The organism is Streptomyces tendae (genome assembly GCF_014650435.1).
GTDB lineage: Bacteria > Actinomycetota > Actinomycetes > Streptomycetales > Streptomycetaceae > Streptomyces > Streptomyces tendae.
The window spans coordinates 543,696-568,693 of sequence record NZ_BMUY01000003.1; the positions used below are offsets into that span (position 1 = coordinate 543,696).

24 protein-coding genes and 2 tRNA genes are annotated in these 24,998 nt (G+C 71.2%); 11 read left to right on the top strand and 15 right to left on the bottom strand.

Annotated elements, in window-relative coordinates:
* Positions 1 to 25: 25 nt before the first annotated feature.
* Both IE258_RS11125 and IE258_RS11130 read left to right on the top strand, forming a co-directional pair.
* Positions 26 to 1,015, top strand: coding sequence for a D-2-hydroxyacid dehydrogenase (locus IE258_RS11125; protein ID WP_189742261.1), 990 nt, complete (start codon positions 26 to 28; stop codon positions 1,013 to 1,015).
* A gap of 36 nt (positions 1,016 to 1,051) precedes the next feature.
* Positions 1,052 to 2,443, top strand: coding sequence for an amidase (locus IE258_RS11130; RefSeq protein WP_189742264.1), 1,392 nt, complete (start codon positions 1,052 to 1,054; stop codon positions 2,441 to 2,443).
* 134 nt (positions 2,444 to 2,577) lie between these two features.
* Here IE258_RS11130 and IE258_RS11135 read toward each other — a convergent pair whose 3' ends face one another.
* Complete coding sequence (locus IE258_RS11135) at positions 2,578 to 3,075, bottom strand: DUF3830 family protein (RefSeq protein ID WP_189742266.1); 498 nt, start codon at positions 3,073 to 3,075, stop codon at positions 2,578 to 2,580.
* Positions 3,076 to 3,182: 107 nt separating this feature from the next.
* On the opposite strand from IE258_RS11135, the gene ehuB reads away from it, so the two are divergent.
* The 6 genes from ehuB (at position 3,183) to IE258_RS11165 (ending at position 7,373) form a co-directional block, all read left to right on the top strand.
* Positions 3,183 to 4,112 carry an ectoine/hydroxyectoine ABC transporter substrate-binding protein EhuB gene (gene ehuB / locus IE258_RS11140; RefSeq protein WP_189742268.1) on the top strand — a complete coding sequence of 310 codons (930 nt, stop codon included), beginning with the start codon at positions 3,183 to 3,185 and terminating at the stop codon, positions 4,110 to 4,112.
* On the top strand, positions 4,109 to 4,810 hold the full coding sequence (ehuC, locus tag IE258_RS11145; RefSeq protein WP_159327756.1) for an ectoine/hydroxyectoine ABC transporter permease subunit EhuC: 702 nt from the start codon (positions 4,109 to 4,111) through the stop codon (positions 4,808 to 4,810). The genes ehuB and ehuC overlap by 4 nt, the downstream gene beginning before the upstream one ends.
* Positions 4,807 to 5,457, top strand: a complete 651-nt coding sequence (gene ehuD / locus IE258_RS11150) for an ectoine/hydroxyectoine ABC transporter permease subunit EhuD (protein ID WP_159327755.1) — start codon at positions 4,807 to 4,809, stop codon at positions 5,455 to 5,457. The genes ehuC and ehuD overlap by 4 nt, the downstream gene beginning before the upstream one ends.
* A complete protein-coding gene (gene ehuA / locus IE258_RS11155) occupies positions 5,447 to 6,232 on the top strand; it encodes an ectoine/hydroxyectoine ABC transporter ATP-binding protein EhuA (RefSeq protein WP_159327754.1) in 786 nt (261 codons plus the stop codon). The genes ehuD and ehuA overlap by 11 nt, the downstream gene beginning before the upstream one ends.
* Positions 6,233 to 6,413: 181 nt before the next feature.
* Positions 6,414 to 7,172 (top strand): IclR family transcriptional regulator, encoded by a 759-nt coding sequence (locus IE258_RS11160; RefSeq protein ID WP_189742271.1) that lies wholly within the window; start codon positions 6,414 to 6,416, stop codon positions 7,170 to 7,172.
* A 127-nt stretch (positions 7,173 to 7,299) separates the two neighbouring features.
* Positions 7,300 to 7,373 (top strand) — tRNA-Lys (locus IE258_RS11165).
* A gap of 44 nt (positions 7,374 to 7,417) precedes the next feature.
* Here IE258_RS11165 and IE258_RS11170 read toward each other — a convergent pair.
* The 3 genes from IE258_RS11170 to IE258_RS11180 all read right to left on the bottom strand — a co-directional run bounded on the left by IE258_RS11170 (position 7,418) and on the right by IE258_RS11180 (position 10,436).
* On the bottom strand, positions 7,418 to 8,023 hold the full coding sequence (locus tag IE258_RS11170; protein ID WP_087809154.1) for a lytic polysaccharide monooxygenase auxiliary activity family 9 protein: 606 nt from the start codon (positions 8,021 to 8,023) through the stop codon (positions 7,418 to 7,420).
* 149 nt (positions 8,024 to 8,172) lie between these two features.
* The gene (locus IE258_RS11175; RefSeq protein ID WP_189742274.1) at positions 8,173 to 9,324 is read right to left on the bottom strand and encodes an SPFH domain-containing protein; all 1,152 of its coding nucleotides are present in this window, start codon (positions 9,322 to 9,324) and stop codon (positions 8,173 to 8,175) included.
* 56 nt (positions 9,325 to 9,380) lie between these two features.
* Positions 9,381 to 10,436 carry a peptidoglycan-binding protein gene (locus IE258_RS11180; RefSeq protein ID WP_189742277.1) on the bottom strand — a complete coding sequence of 352 codons (1,056 nt, stop codon included), beginning with the start codon at positions 10,434 to 10,436 and terminating at the stop codon, positions 9,381 to 9,383.
* 197 nt (positions 10,437 to 10,633) lie between these two features.
* On the opposite strand from IE258_RS11180, the gene IE258_RS11185 reads away from it, so the two are divergent.
* The 3 genes from IE258_RS11185 (at position 10,634) to glxA (ending at position 14,911) form a co-directional block, all read left to right on the top strand.
* Positions 10,634 to 10,707, top strand: a tRNA-Lys gene (locus IE258_RS11185).
* A 293-nt stretch (positions 10,708 to 11,000) separates the two neighbouring features.
* Positions 11,001 to 12,977, top strand: a complete 1,977-nt coding sequence (locus IE258_RS11190; RefSeq protein WP_189742280.1) for a glycosyltransferase family 2 protein — start codon at positions 11,001 to 11,003, stop codon at positions 12,975 to 12,977.
* Complete coding sequence (gene glxA / locus IE258_RS11195; RefSeq protein WP_189742282.1) at positions 12,974 to 14,911, top strand: radical copper oxidase GlxA; 1,938 nt, start codon at positions 12,974 to 12,976, stop codon at positions 14,909 to 14,911. The genes IE258_RS11190 and glxA overlap by 4 nt, the downstream gene beginning before the upstream one ends.
* Before the next feature lie 91 nt (positions 14,912 to 15,002).
* On the opposite strand, the gene IE258_RS11200 is transcribed toward glxA, so the two are convergent.
* The 11 genes from IE258_RS11200 to IE258_RS11250 all read right to left on the bottom strand — a co-directional run bounded on the left by IE258_RS11200 (position 15,003) and on the right by IE258_RS11250 (position 24,959).
* On the bottom strand, positions 15,003 to 16,040 hold the full coding sequence (locus tag IE258_RS11200; protein WP_189742286.1) for a glycoside hydrolase family 6 protein: 1,038 nt from the start codon (positions 16,038 to 16,040) through the stop codon (positions 15,003 to 15,005).
* Positions 16,041 to 16,131: 91 nt separating this feature from the next.
* Positions 16,132 to 16,839 (bottom strand): class F sortase, encoded by a 708-nt coding sequence (locus IE258_RS11205; RefSeq protein WP_229892054.1) that lies wholly within the window; start codon positions 16,837 to 16,839, stop codon positions 16,132 to 16,134.
* 2 nt (positions 16,840 to 16,841) lie between these two features.
* Entirely contained in the window at positions 16,842 to 17,408 is a 567-nt protein-coding gene (locus IE258_RS11210; RefSeq protein ID WP_189742289.1) for a hypothetical protein, read from the bottom strand.
* 103 nt (positions 17,409 to 17,511) lie between these two features.
* Complete coding sequence (locus IE258_RS11215; RefSeq protein WP_061444532.1) at positions 17,512 to 18,291, bottom strand: HAD-IIA family hydrolase; 780 nt, start codon at positions 18,289 to 18,291, stop codon at positions 17,512 to 17,514.
* Between the two features lie 109 nt (positions 18,292 to 18,400).
* Positions 18,401 to 19,453 carry a 2-aminoethylphosphonate ABC transporter substrate-binding protein gene (locus tag IE258_RS11220; RefSeq protein WP_189742292.1) on the bottom strand — a complete coding sequence of 351 codons (1,053 nt, stop codon included), beginning with the start codon at positions 19,451 to 19,453 and terminating at the stop codon, positions 18,401 to 18,403.
* A gap of 38 nt (positions 19,454 to 19,491) precedes the next feature.
* The gene (locus IE258_RS11225; protein ID WP_189742295.1) at positions 19,492 to 20,289 is read right to left on the bottom strand and encodes an ABC transporter permease; all 798 of its coding nucleotides are present in this window, start codon (positions 20,287 to 20,289) and stop codon (positions 19,492 to 19,494) included.
* On the bottom strand, positions 20,276 to 21,070 hold the full coding sequence (locus tag IE258_RS11230; RefSeq protein ID WP_229892070.1) for a 2-aminoethylphosphonate ABC transporter permease subunit: 795 nt from the start codon (positions 21,068 to 21,070) through the stop codon (positions 20,276 to 20,278). Before IE258_RS11230 ends, IE258_RS11225 begins: the two co-directional genes overlap by 14 nt.
* A 103-nt stretch (positions 21,071 to 21,173) precedes the next feature.
* A complete protein-coding gene (locus IE258_RS11235) occupies positions 21,174 to 22,235 on the bottom strand; it encodes an ABC transporter ATP-binding protein (protein WP_189742301.1) in 1,062 nt (353 codons plus the stop codon).
* Entirely contained in the window at positions 22,235 to 22,939 is a 705-nt protein-coding gene (locus IE258_RS11240) for a phosphonatase-like hydrolase (RefSeq protein ID WP_189742304.1), read from the bottom strand. Before IE258_RS11240 ends, IE258_RS11235 begins: the two co-directional genes overlap by 1 nt.
* An 8-nt stretch (positions 22,940 to 22,947) precedes the next feature.
* The gene (locus tag IE258_RS11245; RefSeq protein ID WP_189742307.1) at positions 22,948 to 24,093 is read right to left on the bottom strand and encodes a TIGR03364 family FAD-dependent oxidoreductase; all 1,146 of its coding nucleotides are present in this window, start codon (positions 24,091 to 24,093) and stop codon (positions 22,948 to 22,950) included.
* A gap of 110 nt (positions 24,094 to 24,203) precedes the next feature.
* Positions 24,204 to 24,959, bottom strand: coding sequence for a GntR family transcriptional regulator (locus tag IE258_RS11250; RefSeq protein ID WP_127897034.1), 756 nt, complete (start codon positions 24,957 to 24,959; stop codon positions 24,204 to 24,206).
* Between the last annotated feature and the right edge of the window lie 39 nt (positions 24,960 to 24,998).

Below are 24,998 nucleotides of genomic sequence, written 5' to 3' on the forward strand. Positions count from 1 at the left end.
TCCACCGACCGGAGACAGGCCGCCGATGACCACGTCCCCGTCCGCGCCCGCGTCCACGCCCGCGCCGACCTCCCTGCCGACCCTCCTCGTCCTGGACGCCGAGCCACTCCCCCGGCTGGGCCGGCTGACCGGCCGGGCCAGGGTCGAGCACGCCGACGCGAAGACGCTGGCCGAGCGGCTGCCGCACGCCGACGTCCTGCTGGTGTGGGACTTCACCTCGCACGCGGTGCGCGAGGCATGGCCGGGCGGCGGCCCGCGCCCGCGCTGGGTGCACACGGCGAGCGCCGGTGTGGACCATCTGATGTGCCCGGAGCTGGCGGCGTCGGACACGGTGGTGACCAACGCGCGCGGTGTCTTCGACCGGCCGATCGCCGAGTACGTCGCCGCGCTCGTGCTGGCGATGGCCAAGGACCTGCCCACCACGCTGCGCCTCCAGGGTGAGCGGACCTGGCGGCACCGTGAGTCGACGCGGGTGGCCGGAACCCGCGCCTGCGTGGTGGGCTCCGGCCCGATCGGCCGGGCGGTGGTGAGCACGCTGGAGGCGCTCGGCATCACCACCGCGCTGGTCGGCCGCGCCGCGCGCCCCGGCGCGCACGGCCCGGAGGACCTGGACCGGCTGCTGGCCGGAGCCGACTGGGTGGTGGCGGCGGCGCCGCTCACCGACGACACGCGCGGCATGTTCGACGCCCGGCGGTTCGCCCTGATGCGGCCCTCCGCCCGGTTCGTGAACGTGGGGCGGGGGCCGCTGGTCGTCGAGGACGACCTGGTCGAGGCACTGACCGCGCGCCGGATCGGGGGCGCCGCCCTGGACGTGCTGAACCACGAGCCCCTGGCCGAGGACAGCGCCCTGTGGGAGGTGCCGGGGCTGATCGTCTCGCCGCACATGAGCGGGGACACGGTCGGCTGGCGGGACGAACTGGGGGCGCAGTTCGTGGAGTTGTTCGAGAGCTGGGCGGCGGGCGGACCGCTGGCCAACGTGGTCGACAAAGAACGTGGATACGTGCCCGGACACTGACGTCGCCGACGTCTCCGACCCGCGGGAGGATGCCGCATGACCGACCTCACCGAGCTGACCGCCGTACAGCTCGTCGACGGCTACCGCAAGGGTGTGTTCAGCCCCGTGGAGGCGACCCGGGCGGTCCTGGAGCGGGCCGAACGGATCCAGCCGGAGGTGAACGCCTTCGTCCGGCTGACCGGTGAGGAGGCGCTGGACCAGGCCCGGCGGGCCGAGGAGCGGTGGCGCCGCGGGGAGCCGTGCGGGCGTCTGGACGGGGTGCCGGTCACAGTGAAGGACATCCTGCTGACGCGCGGTCAGCCGACCCTGCGCGGATCGCGGGCCGTCTCGCCGGACGGTCCCTGGGACGAGGACGCACCGTCCGTCGCCCGGCTGCGCGAACACGGCGCGGTGTTCGTCGGCAAGACCACGACGCCGGAGTACGGCTGGAAGGGCGTGACGGACTCGCCCCTGTCCGGCGTGACGCGCAACCCGCACGATCCCTCTCGTACCGCGGGCGGTTCCAGCGGGGGCGCGGCGGCGGCCGTGGCGCTCGGGGCGGGGCCGCTGGCGCTGGGCACGGACGGCGGCGGCAGTGTGCGCATCCCGGCGTCCTTCTGCGGCATCTTCGGCCTGAAACCGACGTACGGCCGGGTGCCGCTGTACCCCGCGAGTGCGTTCGGCACGCTCGCGCACGTCGGTCCGATGACCCGGGACGCGGCGGACGCGGCGCTGCTGCTGGACGTCATCGGCACCCCGGACGCCCGGGACTGGTCGGCGCTCGGACCGGCCCCCGGGTCGTACACCGAGGCCCTGTCGGGCGGGGTGCGGGGGCTGCGGGTGGCGTACTCGCCCTCGCTCGGCGGACAGGTGGCGGTGCGTCCGGCGGTGGCCGGGGCGGTGCGGCGGGCGGTGGAGCGGCTGGCGGGTCTCGGCGCGTACGTGACGGAGGCCGACCCCGACTTCACGGATCCGGTGGACGCCTTCCACACGCTGTGGTTCAGCGGGGCGGCGCGGGTGGTGCAGCATCTGCGGGCGGGGCAGCGGGAGCTCCTTGACCCGGGGCTGCGGGAGATCGTGGGGGCGGGGGCGCGGTATTCGGCGCTGGACTATCTGGCGGCGGTGGACGTGCGGATGGAGCTGGGGCGGCGGATGGGGGTCTTCCACGCGTCGTACGACCTGCTGGTGACGCCGACGTTGCCGATCACGGCGTTCGAGGCGGGGGTGGAGGTGCCGAAGGGGTCGGGGCAGCGGCGGTGGACGGGGTGGACGCCGTTCACGTATCCGTTCAATCTCACGCAGCAGCCTGCTGCCACCGTGCCGGTGGGGGTGGACGGGGACGGGTTGCCGGTGGGGGTGCAGATCGTCGCGGCTCGGCATCGGGACGATCTGGTGTTGCGGGCCGCGCATGCGCTGTACGGGGAGGGTGCTGGTACGTCGGCTCAGTAGTTGACCGGCGTCGGTGTGGGCGCGCGGTGGGGGACGCCGACCGGCGCTGGCGGGTGCCGCCTGCGCCCACCCGTGCCGCCCCAGCGGCACGACTGCCCGCAGGCTGGGGGCTGGGGCGGCACGACTGGTCGCAGCTACCCTGCCCGGCGGAAGCTCAGGGTTTCGCCTGCTGCTCCTGTGCGCCACAGGTCGTTGCAGGCCTCCGCCATCGCCTCCAGGCCCTCCGTGATGCGGCCCCAGACGGTGCCGGGGACCCAGCCGACGTCGCCGTTGAGGAGCAGGTTGTTGCGCTCGTAGAACAGGGCGAGGTCGACGAGGGTGGTGCCGGGGCGGACCTCGCGGTCGTAGCCGTACGCCTTCGTGCCCAACTCGGCACCCGCGAAGGCGAAATAGCACAGGTCACCCGGAATGGGCGTGACTGTCGGATTCTCCAGTGGGGGTTCGGATGTCGCGAAGGGCGGGAAAAGGGCGTAGATCTCGTTGCGGGCGTATTTGGCGTGGTACACGTCGCCGCCGAGGGGGAGCGCGTCCCAGACGGCCGCGCAGGTGATCGGGGCCCGGTCGTCGAGCAGTTGGGCCGTGCAGGTGATTCCGCGCTTGACCAGCGAGACTTCGATGTAGCGATCAGCCATGCCCTCCATGGCAGTGCCCCGGGCCCCCGCGGTCAAGGGCGCCGGGCCGATGTATCGGACTGAAAAAGATCGGCATAACCTGCCCACCTTCGGGTAGCTGCGCGCCCATGGCTCCACCACACAGAACCCCTCTACGGGGTATATCCGACCAAAGGTCCAGGACAGCCGGGCCCACTCGCCGGACGCTGCTCGCGGGGGTCGCGGCGCTCGGTGCGCTGGGGGCGGCCGGCTGCTCGCGGGTGGCCACCGCGTCCGACGTCAAGGGGGGAGACCTGCTCGGGCGGCTCCAGGCACAGGGCGTCGCCCGGCTCGGCATCGCCGGTGAGATCCCCTTCGGGTACATCGACAAGAACGGCGAGCTGACCGGTGAGGCCCCGGAGCTGGCGAAGGTCATCTTCAAGCGGCTCGGAGTGGACCGGGTGCAGCCCGTGCCGACGGAGTTCGGCTCCCTCATCCCGGGGCTCGCGTCCCAGCAGTTCGACGTCGTGGCGGCCGGGATGTACATCAACGCCGACCGCTGTGAGCAGGTCATCTTCTCCGACCCCGACTACCAGATGCTCGACGCGTACATCGTGCGCAAGGGCAATCCGCTCGGGCTGCACAACTACCGGGACGTCGTCAAGAAGAAGGCCAAGTTCGCAACCGGCACCGGCTACGCCGAGATCGCCTACGCGGTGGAGCACGGGTACAAGGAGGACGACATCCTGATCGTCCCCGACCAGGTGGCCGGACTCAACGCCGTCGAGTCCGGGCGCGTGGACGTCTTCGCCGGCACGGCCCTGACCGTGCGCGAGGTGGTGAAGAAGTCGAGCAAGGCGGAGGCGACCGAGCCCTTCGCACCGCTGGTCGGCGGCAAGCCCCACGTCGACGGCGGCGGCTTCGCCTTCCGTCCGGACGAGACCAACCTGCGGGACGCCTTCAACGTCGAGCTGCAGAAGCTGAAGAAGAGCGGCGAACTGCTGCGAATCCTCAAGCCCTTCGGTTTCACCGAGGAAGAGATGACGGATCTGACCGCGAAGGAGCTCTGCGGCGGATGACCTCGGGACTGTGGGAACTCGTACTCCAGGGCGTCTGGGTCACCGTCCAGCTGCTCTTCTTCAGTTCGCTGCTGGCGACGGCCGTCTCCTTCGTGGTCGGCATCGCGCGCACCCACCGGCTGTGGATCGTCCGCTTCCTCGCGGGCTTCTACACCGAGGTGTTCCGCGGGACCTCAGCGCTGGTGATGATCTTCTGGGTCTTCTTCGTGCTGCCGCCCGCCTTCGGCTGGCAGCTGGTGCCGATGTGGGCGGGCACGCTGGCGCTCGGCCTGACCTACGGGGCGTACGGCTCCGAGATCGTGCGCGGCGCGCTGGCCGCGGTCGACCCGGCGCAGAAGGAGGGCGGCATCGCGCTCAGCTTCACGCCCTGGCAGCGGATGAAGCTGATCCTGCTGCCGCAGGCGGTGCCGGAGATGATCCCGCCCTTCTCCAACCTGCTGATCGAGCTGCTCAAGGGCACCGCCCTGGTCTCGATCATGGGCATGGGCGACCTGGCCTTCAGCGGCAACCTGGTGCGGCTGGCACTGCAGGAGAGCGCGGAGATCTACACGTACATCCTGCTGATCTACTTCGTGATCGCCTTCCTGCTCACGCGGGTGATGCGCGGTCTGGAGAAGAAGCTGAAGGCGGGCGTCGGAAAGGCGCCGAAGAAGAAGACGGCGGCCGTGCGGGTGCCTGAGGGAAGTGGTGTGTCGTGAAATGGGACTGGAGCGCGGTCTCCGACTTCATGCCGCACTTCTGGGACGGCCTGCTGGTCACCCTGCAGATCCTGGTCCTCGGCTCGCTGGTCTCCTTCGGCCTCGGCCTGGTGTGGGCGCTGCTGATGCGGGTGCCGAGCCGCTGGGTGACCTGGCCGATCGGGGTGGTCACCGAGTTCGTCCGGAACACCCCGCTGCTGGTGCAGCTGTTCTTCCTCTTCTACGTGCTGCCCGAGTGGAACATCACGTTCTCGGCGCTCACCACCGGTGTGGTCGCCATCGGCCTGCACTACTCGACGTACACGATGCAGGTCTACCGGGCCGGCATCGAGGGCGTGCCGGTCGGCCAGTGGGAGGCCGCGACGGCGCTGAACCTGCCCCTGCGGCGGACCTGGACGGCGATCATCCTGCCGCAGGCGATCCGCCGGGTGGTGCCCGCCCTCGGCAACTACGTGATCTCCATGCTCAAGGACACGCCGCTGCTGATGGCGATCACGGTGCTGGAGATGCTCGGCGAGGCCCGGCTGTTCTCGCAGCAGAACTTCCAGTTCACCGAGCCCCTGACGGTCATCGGTGTGGCCTTCATCATCATCTCCTACCTGGCCTCCCTTGCCCTGCGAGCCCTGGAGCGACGCCTTGTCCACTGACACCCTCCCCAACCCCGAGAAGAGCCCGGAGCAGAGCGGCGGTGAGCTGATCCGCCTGGAGCAGGTCACCAAGCGGTTCGGGGACAACACCGTCCTGGACCACCTGGACTTCTCCGTGGACGCCGGCAAGCACGTCACGCTGATCGGGCCGTCCGGTTCGGGCAAGACGACGATCCTGCGGCTGCTGATGACGCTGCTCAAGCCCGACGAGGGCACGATCACCGTGGACGGGCAGAAGCTCTTCCCGGCGACCGAGAAGGAGCGGCGGGAGGTGCGCAAGCAGATCGGGATGGTCTTCCAGCAGTTCAACCTGTTCCCGAACATGACGGTGCTGCGCAACATCACCGAGGCGCCGGTCACCGTGCTCGGCATGTCCAAGGACGAGGCGGTGGAACGGGCCAAGGGCCTGCTGGACCTGGTGGGCCTGGCCGACAAGTGCGACGCCCACCCCGCCCAGCTCTCCGGCGGCCAGCAGCAGCGGGTGGCGATAGCCCGGGCACTGGCGATGCGCCCCAAGGTGCTGCTGCTCGACGAGGTGACCTCGGCGCTCGACCCGGAGCTGGTCGCGGGCGTCCTGGACCTGCTGCGGGACATCGCCCGCACCACGGACATCACCATGCTCTGCGTGACCCACGAGATGAACTTCGCCCGGGACATCTCGGACCAGGTCCTGATGTTCGACTCGGGCCGGGTCATCGAGGCCGGCCCGCCGGAGAAGATCTTCAGCGAGCCGGAGCACGACCGTACGCGGGAGTTCCTGAGCGCGGTCCTGTAATTGCGCGACGCGCCTGCCCCAACGCCCGAGGTCGGAACGTTGGGGCAGGCCGAGGGCATATGCCAGTGGGCCTGCGCCGCAGATGAGGGCCCCGAAATCCGGTCAACACCCCCTCACGAGAGGCATCTTGGCGGCTACCCTGAACGCAGGGATGCACCAGCGAGCGCAGGGGGAGACCACCGTGGCGCTGCAGCACAGGCCGACCGCGCCGCACCACTCGGCCCAGGACGCCCTGCGCGTCCTGGAGACGGTGACGCGGCACACCTCCGGTGTCACCGACACCGAGATCGCCCGCGAGAGCGGCATCGACCCGGAGCGCCTGACCACGCTCCTGCACATGCTCCGCCGCGAGGGCTACGTCGAGCAGACCGCCGACGGCGCGTACGTCACCGGGGAGGCCCTGGCCCGCCTCGGCTCGGCCCACGGCCGCGAGCAGGCGCTGCGCGAGAAGCTCCAGCGCACCCTGGACCGGCTGCGCGACTCGGTGGGCGCCGCCGTCTACATCAGCCGGTACGTCGACGGCGAGGTCAGCGTCACCCAGTACGCCGACAGTCCGGCCACGCCCCGGGTGAACGAGTGGGTGGACTTCCGCGTCTCGGCGCACGCCACCGCGGTGGGCAAGTCCCTGCTGACCCAGCTGGACCACGCGGGTCGCCGGGACCACCTGGCCCGGCACCGGATGGCCCGCCTGACCTCGCGGACGATCACCAGCGACAAGCTGCTGCTGTCCCGGCTGGAGTCGCAGCCGGCCACCGTGCCCGTCCTCGACCTCCAGGAGTACGCGGTGGGCACGGTCTGCGCGGCCGTCCCGATCACCGCCGGTTCCGCCGTGGGCTGTCTGGCCCTGTCGCTCCCGGTCGAGCACGCGCACCGGCTGCGCCGGGCCGCCGACGAGCTGAACCGGAGCGCGGCACCGGTGCTCCTGTCCCTGGCGATCTAGGGCCCCTCCGGCGGACTCCTCCAGTGGGCCCCTCCGGCGGACCGGCCCGGAGCTGGTCACGAGCACTGCCCGGGACCGGGTAGTATTTTCGTCGTCGCCGACCGCGGAAGCGGACGGCGGGAGTCATGCGCCGCTAGCTCAGTTGGTTAGAGCAGCTGACTCTTAATCAGCGGGTCCGGGGTTCGAGTCCCTGGCGGCGCACAGAAGGAAGGGCCCCTCGCCGAGCGAGGGGCCCTTCCGCTGTTTCAGAAGGTGACGTCCGAGCACGCGTAGAACGCGTTGCCCGTGTCGTGGACCGTCCACACCGCGAGGATCACGTGGTGCCCGCTCAGCCCGGACGGCAGCGTGCCGCTGTGGGAGAGGGTGGCCGGGGGCTGCTTGCCGCCGTAGGGCACCGTGAAGAACGGGGTGAGGTTGAGGTCGGACCGGGCGAGGTTGTGGTTCTGGTTCCAGCCCGGCTTGGTGACGTAGTACTTGAAGTCGGTCGTGGCGTGCCGGGCGGTGAACTGCCAGCGGAAGGTGTAGCTCTGCCCGCCGTTCACCCTGGTGGTCGGCCACGCCTGGCCGTTCGGCTGCTTGGGGCTGTCGAGCGCGGCGAACGACCCGTGGCCCGCGGAACAGATCTTTCCGTCGGCCGGCCCGGAGGCCGGGAAGCCCTTGGGTCCCTCGACGCTCTGCGGCTCCCACTGGATGGCGCCGCATCCGCCGACCGTGCCGTTCTGGCACACCTTCTGCCGGCTGACGGGCAGGTCGGTGTAGCCGTGACCGCTGGCGCCGCCGGACGAGAGCACGAGGGCTCCGGTGGTCGCCATGCCCAGCGCGGCCGCGTACAACTTGGTCCTTGTGCGCATACTGCTGCTCCCTGTGACGTGTGGGGAAGTTCAGGGGAAGTTCAGTGAGCCGTGCAGGTCTAGACCAAGTTCAGATTATTGCCGTTAGTTGAACATGTCCATACCAAAGACGGGATGTGCTGCCCGCCCACGCCGGGCCGCCGTACGGGTCACGCCCCGGTGTCCCCGCGCCCCGCGCAGAACGCCACCGTCAGGTCCTTCACCAGCACCTTGCGCTCGTAGTCGTCCAGTTCGACCAGCCCGCGCATGGTCAGCCGGGTCACCGTGTCCTCCACCGAGTCCACGACCGAGGTGAGCACGCTCGCCCGCTGCGCGGCGTCCAGCGCGGCGATCCGGCGCCGGTGCATCGCGGCGGCGACCTCGGGGGCGTACTCCACCCGGACCGGCCGCACCGAGAACACCTCCAGACCGACCGGCGCCGCGTCCGCCGCCACCAGCCGGGTCAGCGTGTCCCCGGCCACGTCCGCCGAGCTGCGCACCGTGCCGAGCGGCTCCACCGGGACCCGGGCCAAGGCCGCCTCGACGCACTCGCGCAGATACGTCTCGTGGTCCTCGACGCCCAGCGTGGCCTTGGCGGTGTCCCGCACCCGCCACACCACCAGCGTCACCGCCCTGAGCGCGACCCCGTTGCCGTCCGCCGCGGGCATCGGCTCGCTGCGCCAGTGCCGCAGCCGCACGTCCACCCGGCGGCGCAGCAGCAGCGGGTTCACCCACATCAGTCCGGTGCGCCGCACCGTCCCCCGGTAGCGGCCGAACAGGCCGAGCACCCAGGCCCGCCCGGTCCGGCCCCGGGCGAGCCCGCCGAACCCGAACATCCCCAGCGCCCCCGCCGCCGCATACGCCGCCCACTGCGCGGGTCCCAGTCCGGCACCCGCGGACACCGGCAGTCCCAGCGCCTGGGCCGTGAGCGGCGGCACGAGACCGGCCCACCAGGAGGTGGCCGCGCACCCGACGGCCCCGCACAGACCCGCGGCCACGCCCGCGGCGCCGGGCAGCACCCGGGCCGGACGTTCCGTCAGCTCCGGGTCGACACGGGGCGCGGGCCGCGGTCGCGCGGCGACCGGGCGCCGCGTGCTGCGCCATTCCCCCGTCCGCTCCCCGGGCACCTGGCGCCGTGCGACGACCGCGGGCCGCAGCGCCACCGGCGCCGGGTCGGGGTCGTCGCGGAAGAGCAGGTGGACCGGGATCTCGGTGGTGGCCTCGTTGTGGATGAGCCGGACGGACCGCTGACCGGTCGCCGCCGCGGGCTCCTCCGGTGCCGTCGCCGCGGTCTCCGGGTTCGTTGACGATGTCGTACTCATGCGTGCTCCAGCCTCCGCGCCAGACGCGTCATGAACGGGTGATCACCCCGGTGCGGTCAGGAGAAGAGCCGCCGCCAGGTCTCCGGGCCCGGGTGCCCGTCGGCCGCTCCGCCGCGCCAGCCCTGGGCGCGCTGGAATGCCTGGACGCCCCGCCGGTCCGCCTCGCCCCAGCGCGGACCCGGCCCCTTCGTGTAATGCGTGCCGAACCCCTTGTGCACCAACTGCCTGCCCAGCCGGGTGACGTACGGGTTGTCCGCGCCCGGCCCGAACATCGCCCGTCCGGGGTATCCGGCCACCCCGTGGGAGGCGGGGCCCGTGGCCTCGGGCGGCGGCGTCCGCTCGGCGCCGGCCGTACTCGCCCCGCCCGCCGTGACCCCCTTGTAGCGGTACGGCAGGTACTTGGCCGAGTTGTTCCAGTAGGCGTAGGGCGTGTCGAGCCTGCGGGTGTGCGGCGGGGTCTGCTCGTACGCCGTGTAGGCGGTGTGCGTGCCGTCCGTCCAGCCGCCGAAGATCACCACGTGGGAGCCCTCCTGGGGGTCGGACGCGTTGTGGAACAGCAGGATGTCGCCGGGTTCGAGCTCCTCCTTGGTGATGCGGTCGGCGACGGTGGCGAGGCTTCCGGTCCACTCGTTGGCGGGCAGCTTCCAGGCCATCGACACGAAGCCGGAGCAGTCCTGCCGGTAACCGTCGGACCAGTAGGCGGTCACGCTGTACGGGACCTTCGCGGCCACCCAGGTCTTGGCCCGGTCGATGATCTCCGTACGGGTGATACCGGCCAGTTCCGCACCGGCCGGGGGCGCCGCGGGCCGGCCGGTCGCGCCGTACAGCGGAGCCCGGGGACCCTGCGGGGTGCCGGGCTCGTCGGCCGCGGGAACGCCCGGCCGCTGGGCTGCGTGGGCGGCCGCGGGGAGCGCCGCCGCCGGCCCCGCGCCGAGGGCGGTCACGGCACCGGCGGAAGCGGCGGCGGTGGCCACGACCAGCGTGCGGTACGCCGCCGGATGGGCGAGCGCGCGGCCCGCCGGGGAGTGCGGCAGCACGCGCCGCCAGTGACGGCAGCCGGCGCAGTCGCAGTCGCTCGCGGGCTCGATCTCCTCGAATACGGGAGTCTCCATGCGATTCCCCTCACACTCCCGGTGGACAGGTCCGCGCCGGTGCACTTCGGTACATGTCGGTCAGTTTCGCAACTGTCCCCAGCACGCGCATGTTGACGGTCCGAATGATGTACCCGGCCGTGAGCGCGGCCCCGCGGGGGCCCAGGCGGTGGTCCGGAGCACCAGTCGGCATCGGGTAGAGTTGTGCAGGTCAGCAGGCGCCGCTAGCTCAGTTGGTTAGAGCAGCTGACTCTTAATCAGCGGGTCCGGGGTTCGAGTCCCTGGCGGCGCACCGACGGTCGAAGGCCCTCCGTATCACACGGGGGGCCTTCGGCGTATCCGGCACCGGGACGTCTTGCGATCATGATGAACGCCGTAGAACCCTGGTCCGGTTGGGGGCCGGATGCCGAGGGGATGCCGAGGGGGGCATCATGCAACCGGGGGTCACCATTCCATGTCTATATAAGGTGTGCATGCCGTGGTGACTGTGACCCACCACTGATACGTCCGTGACGGTCGAGGGGGACCGGTGCAGGCGAAGGAAGCGACGAAACACGCATGACCCGCGTGTGGGGGGAATGACTCATGACGTCGACGCCGACGGGCGCCGGGCCAGACCACGACCCGTCCCAGACCACCCAGCTCAGGGTGCCCGGGCACCGGAACTGGAACACCGGTTCGTTCCGCCGGATAAAGAAGACGCTGCCGAAGTACGACTACGAGCACTACAGCCGCCTCGCGGGCCCCCTCACCCAGCCCGACCCGAACAAGCCGTACCGGGTGCAGTACCGCTCGCTGATCTCGCAGGAGCCGCACCGCCTCCGGGTCGCCCTGATGCTGGCCGCCGCCCCGCTGCTGTCGGTGGTGCTGCTGGTCTGGCTGCTCCAGCCGGAGCACTGGACCGAGCGCGACTACGTGGCCTTCTCCTGGCTGCCCGCGCTCGACATCGTGATGCTCGTGGCGATCGGCCTGATCGAGCTGTTCCGCTGCCTGAACGTGCTGTCGAACGCGCACGCCACCCTGGTCGCCCGCGACCCGGTCCCGGTGGTGCCCGAGACCGGCACCAGGGTCGCCTTCCTCACCTCCTTCGTGCCCGGCAAGGAGCCGCTGGAGATGGTGACGAAGACCCTGGAGGCGGCCGTGAAGATCCGCCACCGCGGTCTGATGCACGTCTGGCTCCTCGACGAGGGCGACGACCCGGAGGTGAAGGAGGTGTGCGCGCGCCTGGGTGTGCACCACTTCTCCCGCAAGGGCGTCGCGAAGTGGAACCGGAAGAAGGGCCCGCACCGCGCCAAGACCAAGCACGGCAACTACAACGCCTGGCTCGAGGCGCACGGCGACGACTACGACTTCTTCGCCTCCGTCGACACCGACCACGTGCCGCTGCCCAACTACCTGGAGCGGATGCTCGGCTTCTTCCGCGACCCCGACGTCGGCTTCGTCATCGGCCCGCAGGTCTACGGCAACTACGACAACCCGATCACCAAGGCCGCCGAGTCGCAGCAGTTCCTCTTCCACGCGCTGATCCAGCGCGCCGGCAACCGCTACGGCGGGCCGATGTTCGTGGGCACCTCCAACGCGGTGCGCATCAGGGCGCTCAAGCAGATCGGCGGCCTGTACGACTCGATCACCGAGGACATGGCGACCGGCTTCGAGATGCACCGCCACAAGAACCCGGTCACGGGCCGCAAGTGGCGCTCGGTCTACACCCCGGACGTGCTCGCGGTCGGCGAGGGCCCGAACGCCTGGACGGACTTCTTCACCCAGCAGATGCGCTGGTCGCGCGGGACGTACGAGACGATCCTCAAGCAGTACTGGAAGGGCTGGTACTCGCTGCCGCCGAGCAAGCTCTTCAACTACACGATGATGATCATCTTCTACCCGATGTCGGCCCTCAACTGGATCCTGGCGGCGCTGAGCTGCTGCCTGTTCCTGGGCCTGGGCGCATCCGGCGTCAACATCGACCCGGCGGTCTGGCTGATGCTCTACGGCAACGCCTCCGCGCTCCAGATCGGCCTGTACGTCTGGAACCGCCGCCACAACGTCTCCCCGCACGAGCCGGAGGGCTCCGGCGGCGTGGCCGGCATGATCATGTCCGCGCTGTCGGCGCCGCTGTACGCCAAGGCGCTCATCGACTCCGTGCTGCGCCGCAAGAGCAAGTTCGTGGTGACCCCGAAGGGCGACTCGGCCAGCCCGGACACCCTGTTCGGCACCTTCCGCTACCACTGGTACTTCATCGTGATCTTCGGCGGCTCGATCGCCGCCGGCTTCGCGTACGGCCACTCGCACCCCGCGATGATCATCTGGGCGACCTTCGCGCTGCTGATCACCGCGTCGCCGATGTTCGCCTGGCGCCACGAGCTGCGGAAGGCGAAGAAGCAACCGCCGGTCGCGGCGGCGGAGCCCGGACCACGGGTCCCGCCGCAGCCGCAGCCGCAGCCGCACGGACGACACGCGGCGCACACACCGCAGCACAAGCCCAACTGGGCCGCCTCCGCCGACGGGGGCGACGACCAGACCATGCAGATCGCCCTTGGTGGACTTGGGGGACGTAAGGAATGAAAGACCGTGCCGGCCGCCGCCGCGCCCGTCGCTTCGCGATAGGTACGGCGGTGGTAGTAGCGCTGGCCGGGATGAACGGGCCGTGGCTCTACCGCTTCAGCACCGAGAAATACCACCAGTACAAGATCAACCAGCCGGAGTACAAGGCCGCCAACGGCAAGTGGGAGATCATCGAGTTTCCCGAGAAGTACCGGCAGAACACCATCCACGCGGCACTGCTGCGCACCGGCAAGGTGCTGATGGTCGCCGGGTCCGGCAACAACCAGGACAACTCCGACGACAAGCAGTACGACACCCGGATCTGGGACCCCGTCAAGGGCACCATCAAGAAGGTGCCGACGCCCACCGACCTGTTCTGCACCGGGCACACCCAGCTCGCCAACGGCAATCTGCTGATCGCGGGCGGCACCAAGCGGTACGAGAAGCTCAAGGGCGACGTCACCAAGGCCGGCGGCCTGATGGTCGTCCACAACGAGAACCCGGACAAGCCGATCACCCTGCCGGCGGGCACCAGGTTCACCGGCAAGGAGAACGGCAAGACCTTCGTCTCCAAGGACCCGGTCCTGGTGCCCCGCGCCGAGAAGGTCTTCGACCCGGCGACCGGCAAGTTCCTGCGCAACGACCCGGGCCTCGGCCGGATCTACGTCGAGGCGCAGCAGAGCGGCAGCAAGTACGAGACGGGCACCGAGGACAACTACCGCATCCAGGGTCTGTCGGGCGCCGACGCCCGCAACACGTACGGCATCGCGCAGAAGCTCGCCCTCGACAAGAAGGACTTCCAGGGCATCCGGGACGCCTTCGAGTTCGACCCGGTCGCCGAGAAGTACATCAATGTCGACCCGATGCACGAGGCCCGCTGGTACCCGACGCTCACCACCCTGGGCGACGGCAAGATCCTCAGCGTCTCCGGCCTCGACGACATCGGCCAGCTGGTCCCGGGCAAGAACGAGGTCTACGACCCGAAGACCAAGGAGTGGACCTACACCGACAAGGTCCGCCAGTTCCCGACGTACCCGGCGCTGTTCCTGATGCAGAACGGCAAGATCTTCTACTCGGGCGCGAACGCGGGGTACGGACCCGACGACGTGGGCCGCACCCCGGGCATCTGGGACGTGGAGACCAACAAGTTCACCAAGGTCCCCGGCATGAGCGACGCGAACATGCTGGAGACGGCGAACACGGTGCTGCTGCCGCCGGCGCAGGACGAGAAGTACATGGTGATCGGCGGCGGCGGGGTCGGCGAGTCCAAGCTGTCCAGCGAGAAGACCCGGATCGCCGACCTCAAGGCGGACGACCCGAAGTTCGTGGACGGACCGTCACTGGAGAAGGGCACGCGCTATCCGCAGGCCTCGGTCCTGCCCGACGACAGCGTGCTGGTCTCCGGCGGCTCCCAGGACTACCGGGGCCGCGGCGACTCCAACATCCTCCAGGCGCGGCTGTACCACCCGGACACGAACTCCTTCGAGCGGGTCGCCGATCCGCTGGTGGGCCGCAACTACCACTCCGGTTCGATCCTGCTGCCGGACGGGCGCCTGATGTTCTTCGGCTCGGACTCGCTCTACGCCGACAAGGCCAACACCAAGCCGGGCAAGTTCGAGCAGCGGATCGAGATCTACACCCCGCCGTACCTGTACCGGGACTCGCGGCCGGACCTGTCCGGCGGCCCGCAGACCATCGCGCGCGGCGAGTCGGGGACGTTCACCTCGCGTGCGGCGTCGACGGTCAAGAAGGTGCGGCTGATCCGGCCGAGCGCGTCGACCCATGTCACGGACGTGGATCAGCGGTCCATCGCGCTGGACTTCAAGGCGGACGGGGACAAGCTGACGGTGACGGTGCCGGAGGGCAAGAACCTGGTGCAGTCGGGGTGGTACATGATGTTCGTGACGGATGGGGAGGGGACGCCTTCCAAGGCGGAGTGGGTGCGGATTCCGTAGCGCTCCCGCAGGTTGCGACTAAGGGCGCGGGAGCGCTGTGGCTGGTCGCGCGCACGCGGCGGTAGCCGCACATGTCACAGCCCCGCGCCCCTTAGGTTTCTTGTCCTTGCGCCAGTTTCAGGGCGTACTCGGGGTACCACTGCCCTGCCTTCGGGCCGCCCTTGCATTCGCCGTCTGACTCTCCCGGGCGCTTGATCCAGAGGTAGGCGTCGACCAGGGGGTCGGCCGTCTTCGTCGTCGGGGTTTCGCCGAGGGCCCGGCCCGGGGGGTTGCACCAGCGTTCGTCCGGGGCGCCCTCGGTGTAGGGGCCGTTGCCGTTGCGGCTGGTGTCGACGACGAAGTGCTTGCCGCCCACCTTGGCGGAGAGCTGCTTGCCGTAGGCGATGGAGTCCTCGGTGGTGTAGAAGTTCGACACGTTGACCGCGAAGCCGTCGGCCTGGTCGATGCCGGCCCGCTTCAGGGGGTCGAAGATCTGGTCGGGGTGGCCCCAGCCGGCGTTGCCCGCGTCCAGGTACACCTTGGTGTTCTTCAGGGCGCCGAGCTTGGCGATCGCGCCCTTGAGGAGGTCGTAGCGCTCCTCGTGGAACTCCTGCGGGGTGCAGCCGTCGACGAGGTGCAGCACCGCGTCCGGTTCCAGGACGACGGTGGCGGCACGGTCGCCGATGCCCTTGGCCACGCCGTCGACGAAGGAGCGGTAGGCGTCGCCGTCGGCGGCGCCGCCGCCCGAGTACTGGCCGCAGTCGCGGTGCGGGATGTTGTAGAGGACGAGCAGCGCGGTGCGGCCGGCCTCGTCGGCGGCCTCGGTGAAGCCGCGGGCCTGCTCCTCGGGGTTCTCCGGGCTGATCCACTCGCCGGTCGGCTGCTGGGCGATCTTGCGGATCTGTTCGGCCTGGTCCTTCTTGCCCGACTCGGTCAGCGACGCGACCTGCTGTGCCGCGTTGCCGTCGGGGTTGACCCAGAACGGGTCGGTCTCCTTGGGCTGTTGCGTGATCCCGGCGCCCGCGCCCTTGTCGTCCCCGCCGTCGCCGGACGAGGAGCAGCCCGCGAGCAGCAGCGCCGCCGCCCCCAGCGCCGCGGTCGACGCAGCCCGCCTCCTGGACATGTTTCCGGCCGGCTTGCTGCCGTACATCCAACCCCCCTGGGTGCACTGTTCCGAGGCTCAATCCTGACATACGCGGCCAGGGCCCACGCGGTTCCCGGGTGGGGGCCCCGGGGTTGTGCTAGGACGCCGTTCCGGTCAGGTAGGCGGAGACGACGACGTTGGCCGTGTAGGTGCCGGTCGTCCGGTCGAAGGTGCCGCCGCAGGTGATGAGGCGGAGTTCGGAGCGTTCCGTGTCGCGGGGCCCGTATGCCTGCTGGGCGTCGAAGCCGTCGCGGGTGAGGACCTGGACGTCGTCGACGGTGAACTCGGCGACCTCGGCGTCGTCGCGGACCACCCGGATCGTCTCGCCGGGTTCCAGGGTGCTCAGCTCGTAGAAGACGGCGGGCCGGGTCTCGGTGTCGACGTGGCCGACCAGCAGGGCGGTGCCGGCCGCTCCGGGGGTGACGCCGGCCGCGTACCAGCCGACGGTGCCGGGCTGGTCGAAGGGCGGTGGTTCGATGGCGCCCTTGCCGTCGAGACCGCGGGCCACGACGGGGGCGTCGATGCCGAGCTCGGGCACGTCGAGCCGCTGGGGCGGGGCCGCGCCGAGCGGTGCGTGGGCCGGGGGCAGCGGGACGTCGGGGGGCCGGCCGGCCGCCGCCATGTCGCCGGTGGCCGGCCTCGATATGCCCTCGCGCACGTCGGTGGCCTCGCGGCCCCACAGCCACAGCCCGAGGAGCAGCACCGCCCAGGCGATGCCGGTCACCAGGCGGCCGCCGGGGGCGGCGGTAGGTGCGGTGCCGGATTCGGCGTGGGGTGCTGTGTGCCGTGTGTCCTGTTCGGACATGGTCAGTCCGTCCCGCGGCTCCGGCTGCGGACGCTGCGCAGCGCCACGGCGACGGCGGCGATGCCCGCGAGCACCAGGCCGGTCACGGTGTGCGCCGTGCCGGGAGGCTCGGAGCGGGCCTGCTCCCCGCTGTCGGCGGCGGCCAGCCGGGCGGTGCCGCCGCCGCCCGCGTCGACCGGGGCGACGGGCGAGGCGGGCGAGGTCGGCCGGGTGTCCGGGCGCCGGTTCTCCTCGACGGTGATGGTGCCCTTGCGGGCGTGGTCGCCGCACTTGACCTGTACGGCGTAGGCACCGGCCTGCACGCTGGTGCGGACCCGGCTGGAGCCGACGAGGACGCCGTCCCCCGCGGCCAGGCTGAGCCGTACGTCCGACTCGAAGGCCGCGGACACGGCTACGGCCGTCTTCTCGGTGCAGTCGGGCACGCGGAGCGTGACGTCGGTGCCCGGGGCGGGTGAGGACGGCGTGACGGAGACGCCGCCGCCGTCCGCCGCGTAGGCGTGGGCCGCCGGTGCGCACAGCGCGGCGGCCAGCGCGGCTCCGGCACAGAGAGTGACTTTCATTGAGCCCATCGTGTACCTCCAGTTACCTGGAGGCTGCCCCGCGCACCCCGCCCCCGCATCCCGCGCGGGGGCCGGGCTACTCCGTTCGGGTCACGCGGGGAGGGCCCGCGTTTCAGACCCGTTCGACGAGGTCCGCGATGGAGTCGACCACCTGGGAGGGGCGGTAGGGGAAGTTCTCGACCTGCTCGGGCCGGGTGAGGCCGGTGAGGACGAGGAAGGTCTGCATCCCGGCCTCCATGCCGGCCAGCACGTCGGTGTCCATGCGGTCGCCGATCATCGCGCTGGTCTCGGAGTGCGCGCCGATCGCGTTGAGCCCGGTGCGCATCATCAGCGGGTTGGGCTTGCCGGCGAAGTACGGCTGCTTGCCGGTCGCCTTGGTGATCAGGGCGGCCACCGCGCCGGTCGCCGGGAGCGGGCCCTCGGTGGAGGGGCCGGTCTCGTCGGGGTTGGTGCAGATGAAGCGGGCGCCCGCGTTGATCAGGCGCACCGCCTTCGTCATGGCCTCGAAGGAGTAGGTGCGGGTCTCGCCGAGGACCACGTAGTCGGGGTCGTGGTCGGTGAGGATGTAGCCGATGTCGTGCAGGGCCGTGGTCAGGCCGGCCTCGCCGATGACGTACGCCGAGCCGCCGGGCCGCTGGTCCTCCAGGAACTGGGCGGTGGCAAGCGCCGAGGTCCAGATGGACTCGATCGGCACCTCCAGGCCCATGCGGCGCAGCCGGGCGTGCAGGTCGCGCGGGGTGTAGATCGAGTTGTTGGTCAGGACCAGGAAGGGCTTGCCGGATTCGCGGAGCCTCTTGATGAAGGCGTCGGCGCCGGGGATCGGCACCCCTTCGTGGATGAGGACCCCGTCCATGTCGGTGAGCCACGACTCGATGGGCTTGCGGTCTGCCATGTGCGGGTCTCCTGCCTGCGCGGTCCTGCGTGCGCCCCAGCCTAGACAGTGCCGGATCTTGTGGGAACGGCCGTCTCGACCACCGGTCGTCCCGGCCGCGCCCATGGGCTCAGCTGCCCGTCGCCTCCTTCCAGGCGTCGATGTGGGAGGTGAGGTTCTTCTCGATGTCGTTCCAGTCGGGCTCGAAGACCTCCACGCCGTCCATCAGCTTGGTGAGGGCGATGGCGTTGGCGTCGGTGGCCTTGACGTCCTCGCGGGCCGCGAAGCCGCCGCCGATCTCGCTGACCTGCCGCTGTGCCTTCTGACCCAGCATGTAGTCGAGGAGCTTCTTCCCGTTCCCGGTGTGCGGGGCGTCGGTGACCAGGCCGGCCGCGTAGGGCAGGGCGAAGGTGGTGGGCCTGCCGCCCTCGCGGGCCGGGAACCAGATGCCGAGGTTCGGCATGGACTTGGACTGGGCGTGGTTCATCTGCACGTCGCCGTTGGCGACGAGGAGTTCGCCCTTGTCGACCTTGGGGGCGAGCTTGCCGGTGGAGGCGGACGGGCCGACGTTGTTGGCCTGGAGCTTCTTCAGGTACTCCATGGCGGGCTGCTCGCCGCCGAAGTCGTGCATGGCCTTGATGAGGACGGCGGTGCCGTCGCCGGCGACGCCGGGGGTGGAGTACTGGAGCTTGTTCTTGTACTTCGCATCGAGCAGGTCCTCCCAGGTGGCGGGGGCCTGCTTCAGCTCCTTCGTGTTGTGGACGAAGCCGAAGTAGTTGTTGACGACGGCGGTCCAGGTGCCGTTCGCGGCCTTGTCGGCGCCGCTCACCCGGTCGACGCCCTTCGGGGCGTACTTCTGCAGCAGGCCCTTGGTGTCGGCCTGCTGGATGAAGGGCGGGAGGGTGACGAGGACGTCGGCCTGCGGGTTGCGCTTCTCGCGGACGGTGCGCTGCACCATCTCGCCGGAGCCGCCCTCGACGTACTCGACCTTGATGCCGGTCTCGTTCTCGAAGTCCTTGAACACCTGGTCGTACCAGCCGTCGCCGTTCTCGCCCTTGAGGCCGTCGGCGCTGTAGACGGTGACGACGTTCTCGTCGGAGGCGGCGGAGGTGCCGGAGCAGGCTGTCAGCGGGATCGCGAGGACGGCGAGGGCGGCGAGCGGCTTGAGGGCGTTCCTGGGCATGGCGAGGTGAACTCCTTGCGTGTCGGGGCGGGGCTGGTTCAGCGGTAGGAGGCTCTGGTGCGGATGCGGGAGACGGCGAGCAGCACCAGCAGGGTGGCGGTCATGAGGACCACGGCGACGGCGGAGCCGGTGAACAGGGCGCCGCGGTCGGTGGCCGCGTAGATCAGCACGGGCAGCGGGGTCCAGTCGGGCGGGTAGAGCATCATCGTGGCGCTCAGCTCGCCCATGGACAGGGCGAAGCAGAGCCCGGCGGCGGCGGTCAGGGACGGCAGCAGCAGGGGCAGCTTCGCCCGCCACAGGACGTACGCCGGTGAGGCGCCCAGGGACGCGGCGGCCTGCTCGTAGGCCGGGTCGAGGCGGGCGAGGGCGGCGGACACGGACTGGTGGGCGAAGGCGGTGACCAGGACGGAGTGGGCGATGATCACGATCCAGCGGGTGCCGTTGAGCAGCATCGGCGGCTGGGAGAAGGCGACCAGGGTGGCGAGTCCCACGACGACCGAGGGCACGGCGAGGGGCAGCACGAACAGGGCGTCGAGCGCCTTGCGGTACCGCTGCTTCAGCGCCGCCGCGGCGAGGGCGGCCCAGGTGCCGGTCGCGAGGGCGAGGAGGCTGGCGGCGGTGGCCGTGACCAGGCTGGTGGTGAGCGCCTGAAGGGCCTCGCCGCGGGTGGCCGCCTCGTAGTGGGCGGTGGTGAAGCCGGAGGGCAGGACGCCGGACCAGTTCGTGGCGAAGGAGGCGCCGAGGACCACGAGGAGCGGGAGGGCGAACAGGGGCAGGAAGAGGACGAGGAAGACCGCCCACACGGCCCACCTCGCCGCCCGGCTATGCACCAGCACGGCGGCTCACCACCCGGTAGAGGCCGTAGAGGCCCACGGAGATCAGGACGTTGACGACGGCGACGACGCAGGCGCCCGGGTAGTCGGACTCCAGGATCGCCTTGCCGTAGACGAGGGTCGGCAGGGTCGTGACGCCCTTGGCGCCGGTGAACAGGACGATGCCGAACTCGTTCAGGCACAGCACCAGGACCAGGCTGCCGCCGGCCGCGAGGGCGGGCAGCGCCTCCGGCAGGACGACCTGCCGGACGATGCGCGGCGCGCGGGCGCCCAGCGAACTGGCGGCCTCCAGCTGCCCGGTGTCGAGCTGCGAGAAGGCGGCGAGCAGCGGGCGCATCACGAAGGGCGTGAAGTACGTGATCTCCGCGAGGAGCACGCCCCAGGGCGTGGTGAGGAACTGGAACGGCCCCTCGGCCGCCCCCGTGACGCCGGTCCACGCGCCGTTGGCCATGCCGACCGTGCCGTAGACGAACAGCAGGGCGAGCGTGATCAGGAAGGACGGGAAGGACAGGAAGACGTCGATGAAACGGGCCACCGCCTTCGCCCCGGGAAACGGCACGAAGGCGATGACCAGCGCGAGGACGAAGCCGAGCACCAGGCAGCCGACGGTGGCCGCCACCGCCAGCCACACGGTGGTCCACAGCGCCTCACGGAACGCCGACGAGGCGAAGACGTCGGCGTACGGCTGGACCGAGGTGCCGCCGGTGTCGGGCTGGAAGGACTGCTGGACGACGAGGGCGAGGGGGTAGAGGAAGACGAGGGCGAGCAGGGCGAGGGGAGGCAGGGCCCAGAGGAGCGCCCCAAAGGGGCGCGGGGCTGTGCTCGATTTCCGGCTGCCGCCGGGCGGGCGCGACCAGCCCAAGACGGCCCGCGGCTTCCGAACGACCTCAGTCACCGCTCACCCCCGCGGGCAGCAGCACCGCATCCTCGGAAGAGAAATGCAGACTCACCGACTCACCGTGCACCGGCGGAGCCTTCAGTTCCCGCACGTCCGCCATGACCCGGTGCCCGTCCACGTCGACGTACAGCCGATGCGTGGCGCCGCGCCACTGGATCTCCCCCACCGTCCCGGTGAGCCGGTTGGGCCCGTCGCCGAGCCCGACGAGGTGCGGCCGTACGCACAGGGTCGCCGACGCGCCCCGCGCGGCACCCCCGGTGTCGACCTTGATCTCCGCGTCCCCGAGGGACACTCCCCCGGCCCCCACCGTCACCGGCAGCAGGTTCGCGCCGCCCACGAAGGACGCCGTGAACTCGTCGGTCGGCGCCCGGTACAACTCCCTCGGTGTCCCGCATGCGCGCAGCCTCGCCCGGTCCATCACGGCGATGCGGTCGGCGAGGGTGAGCGCCTCGACCTGGTCGTGGGTGACGTAGAGGATCGACACGTCGGGCAGTTCGCGGTGCAGGCGGGCCAGTTCGGCGAGCATGCCGGAGCGCAACTGGGCGTCGAGTGCGGACAGCGGCTCGTCGAGGAGCAGGACGTCCGGCCGGATGGCGAGCGCGCGGGCGATGGCGACGCGCTGCTGCTGGCCGCCGGACAGCTCCCGGGGGTGGCGGCGGGCGTAGGCACCCATGCCGGTCAGCTCCAGCGCCTCGGCGACCCGGGTGCGGATCTCGGCCTTGGCGGTCTTGCGGGCCTTCAGTCCGAAGGCCACGTTGTCCGCCACCCGCATGTGCGGGAACAGGGCGTACTGCTGGACGACCATGCCGATGCCGCGCCGGTGCGGGGGCAGGCCGGTGACGTCGCGGTCGCCGAGGAACACCCGCCCGGAGGCGGGCCGTACGAACCCGGCGACCGCCCGCAGCGCGGTGGTCTTGCCGGATCCGGACGGCCCGAGCAGCGCCATGACCTCGCCCGGTCCGACGGTGAGGTCGAGGGCGTCCAGGACGACGTTGCCGTCGTAGGCGACGGTTACCGAGTCGAAGCGGATGCCGCTGCTTGTGGTGCTCATCAGCCCGCTTCCCCCCGCAGGAGGGCGGGCAGGCCGGCGACGGAGTCCAGCACGTGAGTGGCGCCCGCCTCGCGGAAGGCGTCGTCGCCGTGGGCTCCGGTGCGCACTCCGGCGACCAGGCCCGCACCGGCCCGTACGCCGCTGAGCACGTCGTACGAGGTGTCGCCGACGACGGCGACCTGCTGTACGCCCTCGGCGGCGCCGGTGCGCAGGAACGCCTCCAGCACCATGTCCGGGTACGGCCGTCCGCGCCCGCCGGCGTCGGCGGGGCAGAGGGTGAGCGGCACCAGGTCGCGCCAGCCGAGCGCGTCGAGGATGGCGTCCTGGGTGACGCGGGCGAAGCCGGTGGTGAGGACGACGGTGCGGCCGTCGGCGGCCAGTTCCGCGACGGCCTCGCGGGCGCCGGGGACGGGGGCGATCAGGCCGTCGTCGACGAGGGCGCCGTACGCCTTCTCGAAGGCGGCGTTGGCCCGCCGGGCGCGGTCCTCGTCGCCGAACAGGTGGCGGAAGACGGAGATCTTGGACTCGCCCATGGTGGCGCGGACGTGGGCGAGTTTCTCGGCGTGGTCCGGTGTGCCGGGCTCGACGCCGAGTTCGCGGGCGGCGGCGTCGAAGGCGCGCTCGACGAGGCCGCCGTCGGCGACGGTGGTGCCGGCCATGTCGAGGACGACGAGGCTGATGTCGGGGGTGGTCGGAGGGGTCATCGGTGCTGTCACCAACCCAGTTCGTTCGCGGTGGTCTCGGCTATCGCGGGTGAGCAGGTCATGCCGCGCCCGCCGGGCCCGGTGACCAGCCACACGCCGTCGCGCACCCGCTGCCGGTGCACGACCCGGCGGGTGTCGGTGCACTGCGCGTACACCCCGGCCCAGCGGCGGCGGATGCGGGGCAGCGGGCGGCCCAGGAGGGACTCGACGACGCCGGTGAGGTGCTCGTAGGGGTCCTCGACGGTGTCGAAGGCGAAGGGGTGCTCGTACTCGTGGGTGTCGCCGATGGTCAGGCCGCCGTCGGCGCGCTGGACCATCAGCAGCTGCATCCGGTGCTCGGCGGCCGTGGCCGGCTGCGGCTGCCGGGCGTTGAGCTCGTCCAGGGCGGGCGAGCCGTACGCGGGGTAGTAGCGGAAGCTGTCGGCGTCGGCGACCGAGGTGGTGAGCGGTTCGCCGAGCGGGTCGGTCTGCATCATCTGGAGCCGCACCCGGCGCACCGGCAGCTCGGGGCCGGCCAGTTCGCGCACGAGGCCGCCGAGCCAGGCGCCGGTGCACAGGACGACGGCGTCGCCGGTGTGCGTGTCGCCGTGGTCGTCGCGGACGGCGTGTTCGCCGACGACGTCGCGGACCTCGCGGCCGGGCAGGAAGGTGTAGCGCGGGGACTTCAGCAGCTCGGCGCGCAGGGCGAGCTGGGCGGTGCGCGGTTCGACGGCGGCGTCGCGCTCGCAGTACAGGGCGGCGTCGAACGCGCCGCGCAGGGCCGGGTTCAGGGCCCGGGCCTCAGCGGCGGTGAGCAGCTTGTGGCCGCGGGCGGCGGCGTCCGGGCGGGCGACGGCCGCCTCGGCGACGGCCACCTCCAGGTCGCCGCGCAGCGGGGTCAGGGAGCCGTTCGGGCGGAAGCCGAGGGCGGGGATCCGGCCGCCGATCTCCTCCCACAGCTCACGGGCCCGCAGTGCGGTCTCCAGCTCCGCACCGCCCGCGCGGCCACTGACCCAGATCTGGCCGAAATTGCGCAGCGAGGCGCCGCGGGCCTCGGTCTCGCGCTCGATCTGTACGACCTCGTGGCCGCGGTTCACTGCGTGCCACGCGTGCATGGTGCCCACCACGCCGGCTCCGACGACTATCACTCTCACGACCGCCACGCTCCTTGGCATCGGGGAACCGGAGGAATCCGGCTGACAACGAGAGCGTGAACTGGCCATCACGTTTGGGCTAGACCCGTTATCTTTTCGTTACTCTGCTGGACGGTCGTTGAGGATGTTTTTCAGCCGCGCAGATGGGCCGTGAAGGAGAAGCGGTCGCCCCGGTAGAGCGTGCGCACCCGCTCCAGCGGGCGGCCCCCGGTGTCCCGGGAGACGCGGTGGATGAGCAGCATCGGGAGGGCCGGCGGGGTGCCGATGAGGAGGGCCTCGCGCGGGGTGGCGAGCACGGTCTCGATGCGTTCGTCGGCGTCCCCGAAGGCGATGCCCTGCTCGGCGAGGTGCGCGTAGAAGGACGAGTCCGGGTCGAAGGCGGTGTCCAGGTCGGGGATGCGGGCCACGGCGACGTAGGTGCTCTCCAGGCCGACCCGCTCGTCGTCGGCGAGCAGCACGCGCTCCAGGTGCCAGACGGGCTCCCCGCGCGTGAGGCCGGTCTCGGCGGCGAGCGCGTCGGGACACGGGAAGCGGTCGAGGGTGACGAGCGCACGGCCGGGGGTGCGCCCCTGGCGCCGGACGCCCTCGGTGTAGCTGGCCAGGGACAGCGGCTGGGCCAGCTTCGGCCCCGCGACCACGGTGCCCCGCCCCTGTCGGCGCAGCTTGCCCTCCAGCACGAGTTCACGCAGGGCCTGCCGCACGGTCTCGCGGGCGACCTCGTAGCGCTCGGACAGGTCCCGCTCGGTGGGGATGGCACTCCCCTCCCCCAGCTCACCGACGAGCCGGTCGATCCGCGCCTTGACGGCGTAGTACTTCGGCACACGCCCGTGCTCGGGAATCCCGGAGCGCACGGGAGCGCCCGGGGCCTGGTCGTTCGGATAGTCCACGCAGGGATGTTCGCAGACGCGGGTGACGAGCCGGGTCCC

Excerpts from the sequence above, each read along its gene's own strand:
- IE258_RS11125 (WP_189742261.1), top strand. The coding sequence starts at position 26 with ATGACCACGTCCCCGTCCGCGCCCGCGTCCACGCCCGCGCCGACCTCC.
- IE258_RS11130 (WP_189742264.1), top strand. The coding sequence starts at position 1,052 with ATGACCGACCTCACCGAGCTGACCGCCGTACAGCTCGTCGACGGCTAC.
- IE258_RS11135 (WP_189742266.1), bottom strand. The coding sequence starts at position 3,075 with ATGGCTGATCGCTACATCGAAGTCTCGCTGGTCAAGCGCGGAATCACC.
- ehuB (WP_189742268.1), top strand. The coding sequence starts at position 3,183 with ATGGCTCCACCACACAGAACCCCTCTACGGGGTATATCCGACCAAAGG.
- ehuC (WP_159327756.1), top strand. The coding sequence starts at position 4,109 with ATGACCTCGGGACTGTGGGAACTCGTACTCCAGGGCGTCTGGGTCACC.
- IE258_RS11170 (WP_087809154.1), bottom strand. The coding sequence starts at position 8,023 with ATGCGCACAAGGACCAAGTTGTACGCGGCCGCGCTGGGCATGGCGACC.
- IE258_RS11175 (WP_189742274.1), bottom strand. The coding sequence starts at position 9,324 with ATGAGTACGACATCGTCAACGAACCCGGAGACCGCGGCGACGGCACCG.
- IE258_RS11180 (WP_189742277.1), bottom strand. The coding sequence starts at position 10,436 with ATGGAGACTCCCGTATTCGAGGAGATCGAGCCCGCGAGCGACTGCGAC.
- IE258_RS11190 (WP_189742280.1), top strand. The coding sequence starts at position 11,001 with ATGACGTCGACGCCGACGGGCGCCGGGCCAGACCACGACCCGTCCCAG.
- glxA (WP_189742282.1), top strand. The coding sequence starts at position 12,974 with ATGAAAGACCGTGCCGGCCGCCGCCGCGCCCGTCGCTTCGCGATAGGT.
- IE258_RS11200 (WP_189742286.1), bottom strand. The coding sequence starts at position 16,040 with ATGTACGGCAGCAAGCCGGCCGGAAACATGTCCAGGAGGCGGGCTGCG.
- IE258_RS11205 (WP_229892054.1), bottom strand. The coding sequence starts at position 16,839 with ATGTCCGAACAGGACACACGGCACACAGCACCCCACGCCGAATCCGGC.
- IE258_RS11210 (WP_189742289.1), bottom strand. The coding sequence starts at position 17,408 with ATGGGCTCAATGAAAGTCACTCTCTGTGCCGGAGCCGCGCTGGCCGCC.
- IE258_RS11215 (WP_061444532.1), bottom strand. The coding sequence starts at position 18,291 with ATGGCAGACCGCAAGCCCATCGAGTCGTGGCTCACCGACATGGACGGG.
- IE258_RS11220 (WP_189742292.1), bottom strand. The coding sequence starts at position 19,453 with ATGCCCAGGAACGCCCTCAAGCCGCTCGCCGCCCTCGCCGTCCTCGCG.
- IE258_RS11235 (WP_189742301.1), bottom strand. The coding sequence starts at position 22,235 with ATGAGCACCACAAGCAGCGGCATCCGCTTCGACTCGGTAACCGTCGCC.
- IE258_RS11240 (WP_189742304.1), bottom strand. The coding sequence starts at position 22,939 with ATGACCCCTCCGACCACCCCCGACATCAGCCTCGTCGTCCTCGACATG.
- IE258_RS11245 (WP_189742307.1), bottom strand. The coding sequence starts at position 24,093 with ATGCCAAGGAGCGTGGCGGTCGTGAGAGTGATAGTCGTCGGAGCCGGC.